The organism is Roseibium alexandrii DFL-11 (genome assembly GCF_000158095.2).
GTDB classification, from domain to species: Bacteria; Pseudomonadota; Alphaproteobacteria; order Rhizobiales; family Stappiaceae; genus Roseibium; species Roseibium alexandrii.
The window spans coordinates 361,151-376,274 of record NZ_CM011002.1 but is presented as its reverse complement, the minus strand read 5'-3'; the positions used below and the strand labels follow the sequence as shown (position 1 = coordinate 376,274).

Genomic DNA, 15,124 nt, shown 5'->3' with positions numbered 1-15,124 from the left:
CACAAAAGACGGATGCCATGACAACGACACTCGATGACATTCTGGAAACATTCGAGTTTCTGGATGATTGGGAAGACCGCTACAAATACCTAATCGATCTGGGCAAGGAGCTTCCGCCGCTGACCGATGCCGAGCGCAGCGAGGAACATAAGGTCCGCGGCTGTGTTTCGCAGGTCTGGCTGATCACCGGGATCGAAAAGAGCGCTGAAGGCGCTCCGGTGCTGACTTTCCGCGGTGACAGCGATGCACTCATTGTACAAGGACTTGTGGCAATCGTGACAGCAGTCTTTTCTGGCAAGACCGCTGAGGACATTCTGAAGACCGACGTTGAAGGGGTCTTCAATCAACTTGGCCTGCAGGAGCATCTCACTCCACAACGTTCAAATGGCCTAAGGTCCATGGTCGGCCGGATCCGGACCGACGCAGACGCTGCCTTGGCCGCAGCCTAAGTTCGTGTCGTCATCCGGGCTCTCACGGTGCGGATGACCAACTTCGAACACGAGACGGCCGTGACGGAGCTTGCGTACGTTCGCCATAGCGGTCCGCCAAAGCGGACAACGCAATTTGCAGGATGATTTTTGCGCACCTTGCGGGCCATCCGCGCTCGGCCTCGACTTTTTCAAGACCCTTCAGATGACAACACACGTCGACTAGGACACCCGCCAGAACCGGCTCCAGGCTCTGCAGGACAGATTCTACACGCTGGCGTGCGGACAGCACATCGTCATTCAAGTCTTTTAGGCCACTCCCTCTAGCGCTGACTGAGACCCGCTCGGTGCGCCAGCCCTGCCCGACCGTTGGCATCATCGACGCGAAAGTAAAGTCGGCGCGCAACCGTTCCCCAGCCCGTACTTCTTCCGGTTTCAAAAGCGGCTGGCCGTTCTTCTTCTTTCGTGCTGCCAAACGGGCGAGCGGACTTTCCGAAAGATTTACTTTAGCAGTTGCTGGCCGCTTTCCAGTTTCATTGGCATTATCACCGTCACAAGGCACAGATCGTATCTCGCGATGTTGAACGGCTATGTCCTCAGATCCACTCAAGGCGCGCCGGAGCGCCGCACGCCCCTCCGGATTGATCCGGCAGATGCTCTGTCCCACTCGTTTCAGAACGCCGGCCGAAAGTGCCTCCTCTATCAGCTGATCGCTCCAACATGTTGATCTCGTTTTGAAATCACGGACCAATACCCACTTTGACTGCCCGCTGGAACACTCCTGGACAACCTCAGACCCTTTGGACGACAAACTGCGTAGCAGACGAACTCGCGCGCACCGGTCGGCGCTGTTGTCTGAAAGGAATGTCATTGCGCCCCCCAGAAGCTGGCACCGAAAAGCGGATCACGGCGCAATGTGATCAATGCCTCGATCTCACTGACCAATTCATCAAAGAAGGGATCTTCCCTCATGATCTCGATTTTCTTGCATGCGTGGGAAGCTGTTGAACGATCTCTGAAATAGCGTCGCCCAACCACCGCGAGCGACAATCCGAACTCAACATGTGCGAGATACATCATCAGTTGCCGCGCATCGGAGACATGCTTGGGACCGCGGTTGAGGGTAAAAAAATCCATGGGTTTGATGCAGAACGCGCGGGATACATACCCCTCCGCAAGATGCAAATGGGCCGCCAGCCGATTCTCCTCAAGCAAGCAAAGTGGTTTTGCCCGCAAAGGTCCGTAGGTGTCGTGTATAACCCCTCCCCTATCATTGAACATATTCGCACCTCCTGTCGTGAACATTAGGAAACATTCGCCTGAATTAACGAGATAGGCTTATATTCCTACAGTTTAGACTCACAATTCAGAGGCGTGTATAAGTTCAATTACAACCTTAATACAAGATAGGAAGCTGCGGCCAAGAAGCCGAGTGGTCTCACGGTTCAGGCAGGCTGTTGCTCGAGGCATTTGGTCTTTACAATCAGTCGGGCACAAAAAAGGCCGCTCGGAAGCGGCCTTTAGATCATCCGGTTCGTAGCCGGATAAATTACTTCGCGCGCTTGCGCTGTTGACCGAGGCCCATCTTCTTCGCAAGTTCAGACCGCGCCGCAGCGTAGTTCGGAGCGACCATCGGATAGTCAGGCGCCAGATCCCACTTTTCGCGGTACTCTTCCGGCGTCATGTTATAATGGGTACGCAGATGACGCTTGAGCGACTTGAACTTCTTGCCGTCCTCAAGACAGATGATGAAATCTGGCATGACGGACTTTTTCACAGGCACTGCGGGCTTAAGCGGCTCCGGCTCCGGCTCGTTTGAAGCTGCTGCTGTTTTCTGAAGCGCGCCATACACTTCGTTGATCAGGCCAGGAAGTTCTGTGGAAGCAACCGTATTGTTGCTGACATATGCTGAAACAATATCTGCAGTAAGGTCAATCAAATTGGCTTCAACCAGATTATCAGTCATCTCACACCTGTTCTCTACTGAAATTCAAAACTGCGGCTATGATTACCTGCAAGTCCAAACTCCGTAAGCAAACATAAGAATAGGGATACTTACAATGGCGAGAATCGACAAAGACTCTACTTTGCAGGCGTCTTTGCCAGCCTTATATAGACCATGGCTTGCACAGACAAGCCCCGCTCTCAAATAAAAGTCTAATGGATGCAATAAAAAACTAGGTCTCGGAAATAATGATCATTCTACGGATCATTGATCCACACCTAATCAAAAGTATTACCGCAAGGTCATGACTGCTGCGCTTCGGCAGTCACAACCGGTTTCAAATCAGTCTTTTTGCGGAAAAACCTCGGCCATGGCGTCTTCTTTCGTATCCGCGCAAGGACGGTATCCGGCTTCATACGCAGCCTTAGCAAGCAGATGCGCCGAAATCGGGGCAGTCAGAAGAAAGAATATGACACCGGCCAAAGCGCGTGTTGCAACGGCCAAGTCTGCTGCGTAGACCGCTAGAGCAATGAGCATGAGACCTGAGCCAAGCGTTCCAGCTTTTGAAGCCGCATGCGTGCGCATATAAACATCTTCAACCGAACAATACCGATGGAAGCACCCAGCGCAAACAAGGCACCGATCACAAGCATGGTTCCGGCGAGGATTGTGACAACAGCGCTCATTGGCCTGCCCTCCCGCCGTCTAATACTGTCTTTGACCTCATCCATGATCGTGGCATCCCCTGCCGCACCCCGGTTCAAGATGAAGCGGGCGAAGGCAACAGTTGCGAGAAACCCAACCAGGCCAAGTGTGATTGCGATGTCGATGTAAAGGTAATAGCCGGTCAAAAGGCCGACCGCGGCAATAAAGCCGATGCCGACCGCGACCAGCATATCAAGAGCAACAACGCGATCCGGCAAGCTTGGCCCCTTCACGATCCGGTAGACGATGATAAGGAATGAGATGCTGAGGATCCCGAGCGATGCCTTGACGGCCCAGGCGAGATAAGCATCTGCAAAAGCATCGAGAGAGCTCATCTGAACACCTCCAGGATCTTGCGTTCAAAGCCGTTCTTGATGTCGTCAATCGTGGCTTGCGGATCCGGCACATCAATACAATGCACATAAAGCGTCTTGCGGTCTGCAGAGACATCCACCGACAAGGTGCCTGGTGTAAGGGTGATCAGATTTGCCAGCATGGTGATTTCGAAATCACGGTCCACCGTCAAAGGATAGGCAATGAAACCTGGTTGAAGCTCGATCTTCGGGCGCACAACGATGGTCGCAACCCGCCAAGCGGACAGCACCAGCTCGTAAACGAAGGTTGCGGCCAGGTTGAATGCCTTGCCGACACGGCTGAAGTAAGCGGTGGTTCCGACTTGTTCGCGGATCAGGTAGAGAGCAGCTGTCCCAAGCACGAAGCCCAGGGCAAGATTGATCTCGCTGAAACTCCCAGTTACGGCCGCCCAAGCAAGGGCCATGAGGATATTGATCAAGAATAGGCTTGTCATCACAGCCCCCCGAAGACAGAGCGCAGATAGCCGCGCGGCTCGACCAGACCAACAGCTCCGCGTGTTGAGAGTTCAAGCATCCACTCCGGCTGCAAACCGAAATAGACAATCATTGCCGTCAAAATGCCAAGCGGAAGCCAAACGGCTGGTCCCGCCAAACCTGCGGCCCCACCGCCTGCGATCGCAGCCGCAGCCGCCGCCCCCGGTCCCGCGCTTTCGCCGTCGGGTGTTCCCTCAGGCCCACCTCGCCAGAATGCGTAAATCCACACCCGGCCCATCGCGATGGTCGTCAAAAAGCCGCTGAGCAGAATAGCGGCACCGAGCAAGGCCCTGCCGTCAGCGAACGCCGCATCGACCAGCAAGACCTTCGGCCAGAAGCCGGAGAAGGGCGGCAGTCCCGAAACAGCGAAGGCAAGCACCAGGAAAACAGCCGCAAAGGCAACGTTCCGCTGATACAGCCCACCAAGCTGACGCAGATCGTAGGTGCCCGACATCATGTTCACGATCCCGCTGGCCATATACAAAGCGGTCATCACGATAATCGAGTGAACCGCATAGAATATGGCACCGGAAAGGGCCAGCGTGGTGCCGACTGCAATGCCTGCCAGCATGGAGCCAATCCCGGCAATTACAAGATATCCGAGCAAACGGCGCAGTTCGCTTTGCGCCAACGCCCCAAAAGCCCCGGTCATGAGAGTTAGTATCGCCACGATGGCAAAAAGATCCGCCAGCGCTTCGCGGGAACCCGGCATGATCAACACGAAGATCCGCATGAGCGCATACACACCCACTTTTGTGAGCAACCCGGCAAAGACGGCAGAAACCACGATGTTCGGTGTGTGATAGGAGGCCGGCAGCCAGAAATTCACCGGGAATGCTGCAGCTTTCATGGCAAAGGCAAGGAAGTAAAGCACCGCAATGGTGAGCAAAGTGCCGGAGGCCGGGCTGTCGAGCTCAGACATCTTGATTGCGATGTCGGCCATGTTGAGCGTGCCAAACACGCCGTAAATCATGCCGGTCCCGATCAGGAAAAAGTTCGTGCCGATAAGATTCAAAACACCGTACTTCAAGGCGCCGTCCAGCTGGGGCTTTTCATTGCCGAGAACCAGCATGCCGTAGGATGAGATCAGCAATACCTCGAACCAGACATAGAGGTTGAAGATGTCCCCGGTTAGAAAAGCCCCGCACACCCCGGCCATGAGCAAGACAAGAAACGGATAAAACCCGTATCTGCGCCCCGTGGCCCCGACGGTTACAATCCCATAAAGACCGGCGCAAAAGGCAACAATCGAAGCAATCAGCGACAGCGTGGCACCAAGCGCATCAACCGTGAAGGCAATCCCGAACGGCGGCAGCCAGCCACCCATCACCATCGTGATGACACCTTGATCCAAAACGCGGATCAAAAGCCCGAAGTTGACCAAGACGAGAAGCGCCAGGAAAATCATCGCCAGTTTAGGCTGGGCGTCCGTGTTCTTGCGCATCATCAGGCAGACGGCGCCGCCGATCAGCGAAACCAGAACCGGCGCCACGATCAACCAGTCCGCGGCCGCCACAGGCTCCAGGTTCATGGCTGCGGAGTAATCGACTTTTTCAGAAGAATAAGTGCTGGCCATATCAGATCAGTACCCTTGCGGCGGAAGCGGGTCGTTCTCAGGCTCGGCAACGCGCATTTCGTTGACGTCGTCCGTGCCGACTTCCTGGTAAGCCCTGAAGGCCAGCACAAGAAGGAACGCAAAGAAGGAAAAGGAGATCACAATAGCTGTCAGGACCAGCGCCTGCGGCAACGGATTTGCGATCACCTCCGTTGGCACCATCAGTCCCTCCGGAATGACCGGCGGCACCTCACGGGTTAGACGCCCATTGACGAAAATCGACATGTTGACCGCGTTTCCGAGGATCGCGATGCCGAGCAACATTCTCACCAGCTGCTTGGAAAGCATGAGGTAGACGGAGACAGCGAAGAACAGCCCGACAAGGATAGAAAGACCGGTTTCCATCAGTCGCTTTCCCTTTCTTCCAGCGCCAACGCAATCGAACTGATCGCCCCAACCACCACCAGGTAGACCCCGATATCGAAGATCAACGGTGTCGACAGTTTGATCTGGACATTGAACAGATCGATCGGCCACCACTGGCTGGTCATGAAAGGCTGATTGGTGAACAACGAGATCACCCCTGCCGCAGCTCCCATGAACAAGCCAAATCCGGCAATGCTCATTGGATGCACCTTGATCGCACGGCGCACGGCAGCAACACCGCAGGCAATGCCGAAGATCGCGAGTGCAGAGGCTGCAATCAGCCCGCCGATGAAGCCACCGCCCGGTTCATTGTGTCCGCGCAGAAGGACGAAAATGGAATACAGTACCATCAGAGCGGACAGATACGGCGCAATGGTTCGGAAAATGACGGTACGCATCACACGGCTTCCTTCTTTGCGCCTGTTTCGGATTGATCAATGCCCTCATCCTCGGGAAGCGTCTTCTTCGTGTGCACACGAATGAGGGCAAGGACACAAAGCCCAGCCAGAGCAACCACCGCGATTTCACCCAGCGTATCAATGCCGCGAAAATCAACGAGGATGACGTTCACGATGTTCCGGCCGTAGGCAATGGAATTGCTGTACTCAGTGAAGAAGTCCGACAGTCTGCGGTCAAAGGGCTGCTGTGTAATCGCCATCAAGGTCAAACCGAGACCAAGGCCGACCGATACGGAGATGGCACCCGTGATCAGTGTGGACACTCCATTGCGATGATCTCTGGGAGACAGGTTCAGACGGGTCATCACAAGCGCCAGAATAACCACTGACAGCGTTTCGACCATCAACTGGGTGAAGGCCAAGTCCGGCGCACCGAAGAGAAGGAAAATCAGGGCAACTGCAAACCCTTGGATGCCGAGAGACACGATGGCAGTCAGACGTGTTTTTGCGACCAGCACTGAGATCAGACCAAGCACGGCGATCAGGAAAATGCTCCACTCATAGAACGTATATATGGGCATTTTGGGCATGGCCGGCCATCCGCCGCCGACATACCCCGGCACCAATACAGCGGCGCCGGCCGCAAGAAAAGTCAGCGCCATATAGGTCTGCATCTTGCCCCCCTGCACCACCCGGGTGATGGCTGAAGACAGCGACACAATACCTGAGATTGCCTGGTCGAAGCCTTTGTCCGGTCCCCAACCGATGGCGGTTAAAGTTCGGGCGACGAAAACTCTCAGCTTGTCGAGCTGGGTAAACAGGAAAATCCCGGTGCCAATCGTGATCAGGGACAGGATCAACGGGGCGTTGATCTTGGTCGGCCAGAGATGCAGATCGATCTCGGTGAAAGACCCAATCAAGGATGACAAAGTTGGTCCGATAAACAGAACACCCGTGGTATGCGGGATGACCGCAAGGATGAACCCCAGCACCGACAACACCACAGGACCGGCGAACAACAAGACCGGCCCCTCATGGGCATGTTTCGGTGTGTCGACCGCTGGGCCAAAGAACGGCTTGATCGCAACGGCCGCTGCGATCACCAGCATCAACGAGTTGCCAACAACAGCAACGATGGTAATCAGGAGACCAAATTCCGGCCACCCCCATGTGCCGTAGTAAAGTACTTCCTTGGCGATAAAACCAATGAAGGGCGGCAATCCAGCCATCGACAGTCCAGCAAGACAGGCGGCCCCAAACGTAATCGGCATCGCGGAGCGCAAGCCGCCAAGATAGCGGATGTCTCGGGTGCCCGCTTCATGATCGATGGTTCCGGCAACCATGAACAGCGCGCCCTTGAACAGGGAGTGCGCCAAAAGGTAGAGAACCGCCCCCTCAAGCGCTTTTTCGTGGCTTGTTCCCGTCAACATGACGAGAAGACCAAGAGACGCCACCGTTGTGTAAGCCAACATCAACTTCAAATCAGTCTGACGCACGGCCAGAATGGTGCCCACCAACAAAGTGACACCACCAAAGAGCGGCAAAACAGTTGTCCAGAGCGCAGTGTCTCCAAGAAGCGGGTGCATTCGCATCAAAAGGTAGACACCCGCCTTGACCATCGTAGCGGAGTGCAGGAACGCGGACACGGGCGTGGGGGCTTCCATCGCATTGGGAAGCCAGAAATGAAACGGGAACTGGGCGGACTTCGTAAACGCTCCGCCGAGAACCAAGATGAAGATCGGCACATACAGGCCGGTATCCTTGATGATATCGGGCGATGCCAGAAGCACCGACATCTCGATTTCACCCGTCGCAGAAATGATGACAATGAAACCGGCCAGCAAGATCAAGCCGCCACCGCCCGTCACCACGAGCGCCTGGATTGCCGCCCGTCGGGACGCCGCCCGAAGGTGGTCAAATCCGATCAAGAGGAAGGAGGTGATCGACGTCAGCTCCCAGAAAATGAACAGGGAAATCAGGTTATTGCCGAGCACGAGCCCCAGCATTGCGCCCATGAAAAGGAACAGGAACGAAAAGAAACGGCCTTGCTGCGGATGACCTTTCAAATAGCCACCTGCATACAGAATAATGAAGGTTCCGATCCCTGAAATGAGAAGCGCAAAAAGCGTAGATAAACCATCGACATAGATAGAGAAGTTCACGCCATAACTCGGCGCCCAAGCAACCGCTGCAACGAACGACTGCCCTTCAGAAACAGGTGCGACAAAGCCTGCGAAGTGCAAAAAGATGAGCGCGGGAACCACCGCCAGCGGCCACGCCGCGTTGTGTTTGAACCACTTCGTCAAGAACGGCGCGGCAACTGCAGCCGCGAACGGCGCAAGCACAGCCAAAAGCGTGGTTTCGTCAGTAACTGCGGGCGTCATACTGATCTTTCGTTACGGTTGCCGATGAAGCATCGCGGATATCGAGAACGAATCGATGTCTTTGGGGGGCATAATAGCGGGATAGGAACTGTCAGGTGCGTAATTGGGACCCGTTTTTTGGACTTCAAGGCACAACGCGTGACCATTCAATACCTTACTCAACGCCAGGGTGTTGCCTCCCTTGACGCTGCGAGCTTCGTGCAAAAGTATTTAAAAATTGATTCCATTTGTCTTATTGCGACATTTAACCGTTGTCCGCCCGCCGACCAACCAAATCAGCGGTAAGCATCCCACTGCAAACCAACACCAAAGATGAAGCCGGTCTCATAACGTAAACATTGATTTCAAAGGGACTGCGCGCTGGATCGCGCTGAAGATTCGCGAACAATCCCCTAATACCGTAAGCCTCTTGATTTCACGTCCCTAATACCGTTCACTTTAAGAAACGCCGCAGTGGTTTCAGCGGCAAAAATTAAGCGAGGCAACGCATGGCTTTGGACCAAAATGGGGGGACAGCGTCCGGAGCTGCAACTTCGCAGCCTAGCAATTTGAATTTCGAAACACTTTTGTCACTCAGCGGCGACGCAATCCTCCAGCTGAGTCTCACCGGAACCTTGGAGTATGCCTCACCGTCCGCTGCCCGTTTGTTTGGCTGGGATTCCGAAAAATTGCCAGAGCAATTAAGTGACCTTGTCTACCTTGGTCCTCCCAATCCTGAGGCGGAGACGCTTCACAAGATTCTGTCCGGAGCGGCAACACCAGACGTCAGCTTGCCCCATGCCGATCTGCAGCTTCGCTCGGCACATGGTTCACTTGTTTGGGCCGAAGTGACCACGCACCTCATCGAAAAAGGCGGAGAACCGGCCGCCTTTGCCGTCTTCTTTCGAAGTATTGCGCGGCAAAAGGAACTCGAAGGGCTGCTGGAAGCTGCCACCCAGACGGATACCTTGACTGGTCTCTACAATCGCCGCGCTTTCGAAGACACATTGAACCGGGAGTGGGCGATCGCACTGCGCGAAAATACCCACACCACCCTTATCAAGGTTTCGGTCGATAAATTTGACGCAATTTCCGAACAGTACGGACAGAGCGCTGCAGACGACTGCGTAACGAAAGTGGCAGACGTTCTGAAAGACACCGCGCGGCGGCCCGCTGACGTCGCCGCCCGCATTTCGATGTCGGAGTTCGCGCTTCTTTTGCCTCGAACGCACGAAATGGGTGCCGAAACCATCAGCGCCTATATACAAGTCGCGATTCAAGACTTGGGGATCCCCAACCCGGGAAACACCGCACACAACGGTGTCGTCACCGCTTCGGTCGGCACAGCCTGCGCAGTCGCCGAACACAAAGGCGTGTTGGAGAGCTCCGAATTTCTGTTGGCTGCGTCAGAATCTTGTGTTTTTCAGGCCCGCCAGGAAGGCGGAAACCGTGTCAATTTCTCAATGAGCGTCCTTGGCGGATGAGCTTCCGCCCCTTGCCGATTCCGGTGATTTTCTTATTTCTTAGTCGGTACAAAGCTAGGAAAAAACAATGAGCGACGACACCGACACCAAATTCAAAAAATCGACGGCTGAATGGATGGCGCAGCTCACGCCCGAGCAGTTTTATGTCACCCGTCAATCGGGCACGGAGCGCCCCTATACGGGCCCCTACTGGAACAGCTTTACCGCCGGCCGCTATGATTGCGTGTGCTGCGGTGCCGAGCTTTTCCATTCGGACACAAAGTTTGATTCTGGCTGCGGCTGGCCAAGCTTTTTCCAGGCGGCTCAACCTGAAGCCATCCGCGAGATTGAGGACCGGTCCCACGGGATGATCCGTACGGAAATCCGGTGCAACAAATGCGATGCACATCTTGGGCATGTCTTTCCAGACGGCCCTCCGCCAACAGGCCTGCGCTATTGCCTGAACGGCCACGCAATGTCCTTTGAACCAAAAGAGTGATGCCGCAGAGTATCTCTGCGACAAATGTCTGCTTTCCGCAATACATCCTGGACGACCAAGCCATTGATGACATTCATCACATTTCTTTGCGGGACTTTAGGCCTCCTTTAACATAACACTGGTATTTCCCCTGATAATTCGCCGCAAAATCAGGGGAAAAACCTTGCCTATTCTTCGGATACTGGGACATGTCCTGTTGGGGGCAAGCTTATATGCTGCCTTCACCGCAGGGGCCCGAAGCCAAGACAAGATCATCGCCTACACCGGATTTCTTCCCCCTTTGTCGATCAACGCCGAAGAACGCGGCATCTCTGTTGAGATTATGGAACTGGTCGCGAAAGAAGCGGACATCGAACTCGACATCCGATTTGCACCTTGGAAACGGGCTCAGCTCCTCGTTGAAAACACTCCGGGGTCTCTCATATTTTCATTGGCCTACACGCGCAAACGCAGCGAAAAATTGAAATACATCGCCCCGCTGATCTATACGGAAAGCGCCTTCATCACCCTTGACGAGCAAATCGACAGCTTTGAACAGGCGCTCGCAGACAACAAAGTCATCGGCGTTCATTTAGGCAGCCAAAGGGCCCGTATCCTGCGGCGAAATGGTCTGACAAATCTGACCGAGATTGCTACCGCAGAACAGATGGCCCGGATGCTCCAGGCCGGACGGGTCGATGCCTGGTACACCATTTCTATGCGCGCAAGTTACATCACTCGAAAGCAGGGTTTCGATCACACACGCCTTCAGGTCGGGGCGCCACTTTCACACGGCGTGCAGTGGCTGGCCGCTAACAAGTCTGTATCCCCCGCCCTTAAAGCCCGCTTGTCAAAGGCTGTGTCCAAAGTTTGGCGGGATCCAAGATATTGGCAGATCGTCGACAGCTACCTGCAATAAACTGCGCGTAACGCAGGTTTTACCCCACAAAAATCCGCACGTGAGTACCGTCAGGAAAATGGAACCGCACGGCTTGGCTCCGCTGGTCAGCGGCTTTTTTTGCCTCTCAAGGGATACGTGGATGACGGTGACGGCTTGCTTGAAACTGTTGATGTTGCCAGCGGTGCTGATTGGCGCCCTGGCAATGAAGGATAGCGCTGCAGCACAGGACCGGTTGCCGGACGGAGACGTTGCAAAACTTCGTCACAATGGAACGACCTATGTCGCTTGGTACGGCACCCCGACAGACCGCTATGGTCATGCGATTTTGGGCGACGGGATTGAGGGCGGATCGCTGCATCTCAAAGTCGGCGGGAAAGCCTACGCTGTGATCCTGCCACAAGACCAGGTGTTTGAAGATCGCACGCCGCGCATTGTTGATCTCAACGGCGACGGCCAACCGGAGATCGTCACCATCCGTGCCTTCCTGTCTGCTGGCGCGAGTGTGGCCATTTATGGACTTCAAGGCGATCAATTGGTTGAACTTGCAAGTTCCCGGTCCATCGGCCGGACGAACCGCTGGCTCAACATTGCCGGGATCGCGGATTATCTCGGGACCGGACAAAAGCAGATTGCGTTCGTCGAAACGCCGCACATTGGCGGAACTTTGCAAATCGCACGCTGGCAAGGAAACAAACTGAAACTGACACACGCGCTCCGTGGATTTTCCAATCACAAGATCGGCGCACGAGAGCAAAACCTGAGCGCGACAGTCTACGCCGATGCTCAAGCCCTGCCCTACGTCATCCTGCCGTCCAACAATCGCAAGATCCTGCACATCGTCGGATACAAGGATGGCAAAATCGAGAGTTTGGGACAGAAAGCGCTCGCAGCTCCGGTCGCGCGGCATGTCCCTCGCGCACAAACAGAAGCGGATTGTGCTGCGTTTGAGCTTGAAAACGGCCAGCGGACACAAATGTGCGCAAGCGATATCAACGCTGGGTGACACCTTAAAGCCAAAACAGTTCCGGGATCCATTCACGCTGCTTGTCGATCGCTTCAAGGATATTCATTGGCCGCAAAAGCCCTGACCTGTTAGTCATTCCGGCAAGTTTTCCTTGAGAATTGCCGATGTCCGCCACTGCCACAAACGATCCTTTTGCGCCTGATGGGTCATACGCCTGGTTCCGCCTGGCTATCTCGATCCTTCTGAGCACGCTTGGTGGTGCAGGAATGTGGGCGGTGGTGATCATCATGCCCGCGGTTCAAGCCGACTTCGGCATTGATCGGGCCGGATCAGCTCTCCCCTACACTCTGACCATGATCGGCTTTGGTCTCGGCAACTATTTGCTTGGACGTGTTGTTGACAGGTACGGCATTGTCCTGCCGGTCATCGCTTCGGCCGTTAGTCTCGGCGCAGGTTTCGCACTCGCTGCTGTCGCGCCAAACATCTGGGTGTTTTCGCTCGCACAAGGGGTGCTCATTGGCTTAGGAACCTCGGCAACCTTCGGCCCGCTTGTCGCCGACGTTTCTCACTGGTTTGTCAAACGGCGTGGTTTGGCCGTTGCCTGTGCGGCCTGCGGAAACTATCTGGCCGGCGTGCTTTGGCCCTCCTTGATCAAATGGAACCTTGGCACGGGAGACTGGCGCGACACCTACTTGCTTATCGCTTTCATATGTCTCGTCACCATGGTCCCGCTCGCTTTGGCGCTGCGCAGACGGCCACCAGAAACGGCGTATAGCGCATCTCCTGCTCCCACTGGTTTCCACCAGGCTTCTGCTGGACTGTCACCGCGAGCGCTTCAGATGCTGCTGTTTGTGGCCGCGTTGGGATGTTGTGTCGCTATGGCCATGCCGCAAGTGCACATCGTCGCTTACTGTGTCGACCTTGGATACGGTGTTGCGCCGGGCGCAGATATGATCGCGATAATGACAGCCGCAGGGGTCGCCAGTCGGCTGGTGTCGGGCGTTTTGGCCGACAAGATCGGAGGCGTACGAACCCTCCTGATCGGCGCGGTCCTGCAATGTGCTGCGCTATTCCTGTTCATTCCCTTCAACGGTCTTGCATCCCTTTACCTGGTGTCCCTGATCTTCGGACTGAGCCAGGGCGGGATCGTCCCGAGCTATGCCGTAATTGTCCGCGAATACCTTCCTGCCCGTGAGGCCGGACAACGAGTCGGGCTCGTCATCATGGGGACCATTCTCGGCATGGCACTTGGAGGATGGCTGTCCGGCTGGATCTACGACCTGACAGGCTCCTATCAGGCGGCGTTTTTGAATGGCATCGCCTGGAACTTCCTCAACATCACCATCATGATTTTCATTCTGATGAAGGGTAAGCGTCGCCTCGCAGCGGCTGTCTGAACTGTTCAACAGTTTCAGATGCCCCCTCAATTGAGTGCGCCGACCTATCAGGGCCGGAATTCTAAGACCCAAATTTGAATGCCGGGTCCATTAACATAACTCTTATCGGCAAATATACCTAATATTTCAGAGACATAAGTCGCAAAAAGCTAAGTTTAATGAAATGGATTCATAAGACTTTGTGAAATAGGATTGCGCCAACAACATGCATACACCCGATCAAAACCTTGATGGCTATCTGACAAGCGGGACAACGTGTTTCAGATCATCGAAAAGACCCTGACATTATTACTGATGGCGTCGTTCCTATGCTTGGCGTTCCCTGGCGGCGGGGCTTCCACCTCTGATCAACAGGACATCCAGATAATCACGTGGCGTGGAATGACCCCCGCCGAACAAGGTTTTTTGTCACGCCTGAGCGAGCTTGGAATTAGTGCGAAGTATCATCATTTCGATGCTGGGCGGAGTGAAACCAATCTTGCAGGCTTCTTGAGGGCCAATCGGTCCGAACTTGAAAAGAGAGGCCTTATTTACACCTTTGGCACATCTGCAACGAACACCCTTCTGAATTTCGGAGTGGGCAATGTTCCGGTGGTTTTTAACATCGTGTCAGACCCAATCGGCAATAACATCACGCTGTCGATGCATATGCCAACGCGCGGCGCGACGGGCGTCAAACAATCCCTCTCCGCAGAAGTCATCTTGCAGTTGCTGGAGCAGGTCTACCCGTATGAAACCATAGCGGTGTTGTTCGATCCGAGAGAACCCAACTCCACCACAGAAGCCGATAAGGTCACAAATGTCGCGGATGTCTTGGAAAAACAAACACTGCGTGTGCGGTTCATTCCCGATGTGGAAGATGCCGAATTGCATGTGGAACTGATGAGGTCACAGCTGGAAGCCGCAGATGTTGTCTATGTCACCTCGACATCATCGTTCGTACAGAAAGCTTATCTTTTGAAGCAAATATTGCCGCCAAACATCGTGAGTGTGACAGCGTCCCCGGCGCTGGTGGACCATGGTGTTTCTTTGGCCTTTGGCGAAGCGTATTGGCAGCGCGGCGAGGCTGCTGCGGAGTTGGCGGCAGAAATACTGCTGAACGGCAAATCTCCCTCAGAAATTTCAATCAACGAGATCAAGGCAAACGAGTCGATCCTCTTCATCGGAAAAACGAGCCCAGTGGCGGACAGGCTCGATCTGAGTGCGTTTCCCGATCGCGTAAAACACAGGTGATGTGACAGGACATAGGCCAC

At 54.7% G+C, this 15,124-nt stretch carries 15 protein-coding genes and 2 pseudogenes; 7 read left to right on the top strand and 10 right to left on the bottom strand.

What is annotated here, in order from left to right; genetic code table 11:
• Window positions 1-17: 17 nt before the first annotated feature.
• Complete coding sequence (locus SADFL11_RS01720; protein WP_008195160.1) at window positions 18-449, top strand: SufE family protein; 432 nt, start codon at window positions 18-20, stop codon at window positions 447-449.
• A gap of 22 nt (window positions 450-471) precedes the next feature.
• Here the strand turns inward: SADFL11_RS01720 and SADFL11_RS25520 are convergent, their stop codons facing one another.
• The 10 genes and pseudogenes from SADFL11_RS25520 to SADFL11_RS01670 all read right to left on the bottom strand — a co-directional run bounded on the left by SADFL11_RS25520 (window position 472) and on the right by SADFL11_RS01670 (window position 8,689).
• Window positions 472-1,299: a DUF6456 domain-containing protein gene (locus SADFL11_RS25520; protein ID WP_228198242.1), complete on the bottom strand. Its 828-nt coding sequence runs from the start codon at window positions 1,297-1,299 to the stop codon at window positions 472-474.
• The gene (locus SADFL11_RS01710) at window positions 1,296-1,733 is read right to left on the bottom strand and encodes a helix-turn-helix domain-containing protein (RefSeq protein WP_081450475.1); all 438 of its coding nucleotides are present in this window, start codon (window positions 1,731-1,733) and stop codon (window positions 1,296-1,298) included. Before SADFL11_RS01710 ends, SADFL11_RS25520 begins: the two co-directional genes overlap by 4 nt.
• Window positions 1,734-1,977: 244 nt before the next feature.
• Window positions 1,978-2,394 carry a Ros/MucR family transcriptional regulator gene (locus SADFL11_RS01705; RefSeq protein ID WP_008190661.1) on the bottom strand — a complete coding sequence of 139 codons (417 nt, stop codon included), beginning with the start codon at window positions 2,392-2,394 and terminating at the stop codon, window positions 1,978-1,980.
• Between the two features lie 321 nt (window positions 2,395-2,715).
• Window positions 2,716-3,059: pseudogene (mnhG, locus tag SADFL11_RS01700) on the bottom strand (monovalent cation/H(+) antiporter subunit G).
• A gap of 9 nt (window positions 3,060-3,068) precedes the next feature.
• Window positions 3,069-3,413, bottom strand: a pseudogene (locus SADFL11_RS01695) (cation:proton antiporter); the annotation flags it as partial.
• Window positions 3,410-3,886, bottom strand: coding sequence for a Na+/H+ antiporter subunit E (locus tag SADFL11_RS01690; RefSeq protein WP_040450782.1), 477 nt, complete (start codon window positions 3,884-3,886; stop codon window positions 3,410-3,412). The gene SADFL11_RS01690 and the pseudogene SADFL11_RS01695, both read right to left, overlap by 4 nt.
• Entirely contained in the window at window positions 3,886-5,502 is a 1,617-nt protein-coding gene (locus SADFL11_RS01685) for a Na+/H+ antiporter subunit D (protein ID WP_008192944.1), read from the bottom strand. The genes SADFL11_RS01690 and SADFL11_RS01685 overlap by 1 nt, the downstream gene beginning before the upstream one ends.
• A 6-nt stretch (window positions 5,503-5,508) precedes the next feature.
• Window positions 5,509-5,886 carry a Na+/H+ antiporter subunit C gene (locus SADFL11_RS01680; protein ID WP_008192232.1) on the bottom strand — a complete coding sequence of 126 codons (378 nt, stop codon included), beginning with the start codon at window positions 5,884-5,886 and terminating at the stop codon, window positions 5,509-5,511.
• Complete coding sequence (locus SADFL11_RS01675; protein ID WP_040452267.1) at window positions 5,886-6,305, bottom strand: Na+/H+ antiporter subunit B; 420 nt, start codon at window positions 6,303-6,305, stop codon at window positions 5,886-5,888. The genes SADFL11_RS01680 and SADFL11_RS01675 overlap by 1 nt, the downstream gene beginning before the upstream one ends.
• A complete protein-coding gene (locus tag SADFL11_RS01670; RefSeq protein ID WP_008188602.1) occupies window positions 6,305-8,689 on the bottom strand; it encodes a putative monovalent cation/H+ antiporter subunit A in 2,385 nt (794 codons plus the stop codon). Before SADFL11_RS01670 ends, SADFL11_RS01675 begins: the two co-directional genes overlap by 1 nt.
• 488 nt (window positions 8,690-9,177) lie before the next feature.
• On the opposite strand from SADFL11_RS01670, the gene SADFL11_RS01665 reads away from it, so the two are divergent.
• From SADFL11_RS01665 to SADFL11_RS01640, 6 genes are all read left to right on the top strand, one after another.
• Window positions 9,178-10,152 (top strand): GGDEF domain-containing protein, encoded by a 975-nt coding sequence (locus SADFL11_RS01665; protein ID WP_050775978.1) that lies wholly within the window; start codon window positions 9,178-9,180, stop codon window positions 10,150-10,152.
• A 67-nt stretch (window positions 10,153-10,219) separates the two neighbouring features.
• The gene (gene msrB / locus SADFL11_RS01660; protein WP_008193288.1) at window positions 10,220-10,630 is read left to right on the top strand and encodes a peptide-methionine (R)-S-oxide reductase MsrB; all 411 of its coding nucleotides are present in this window, start codon (window positions 10,220-10,222) and stop codon (window positions 10,628-10,630) included.
• 196 nt (window positions 10,631-10,826) lie between these two features.
• A complete protein-coding gene (locus SADFL11_RS01655; RefSeq protein WP_008190032.1) occupies window positions 10,827-11,528 on the top strand; it encodes a substrate-binding periplasmic protein in 702 nt (233 codons plus the stop codon).
• 121 nt (window positions 11,529-11,649) lie between these two features.
• Complete coding sequence (locus SADFL11_RS01650) at window positions 11,650-12,513, top strand: hypothetical protein (RefSeq protein ID WP_008189996.1); 864 nt, start codon at window positions 11,650-11,652, stop codon at window positions 12,511-12,513.
• Between the two features lie 125 nt (window positions 12,514-12,638).
• A complete protein-coding gene (locus SADFL11_RS01645) occupies window positions 12,639-13,871 on the top strand; it encodes an MFS transporter (protein ID WP_008190692.1) in 1,233 nt (410 codons plus the stop codon).
• A 294-nt stretch (window positions 13,872-14,165) separates the two neighbouring features.
• Window positions 14,166-15,104: an ABC transporter substrate binding protein gene (locus SADFL11_RS01640; RefSeq protein ID WP_228198270.1), complete on the top strand. Its 939-nt coding sequence runs from the start codon at window positions 14,166-14,168 to the stop codon at window positions 15,102-15,104.
• Window positions 15,105-15,124 lie beyond the last annotated feature (20 nt).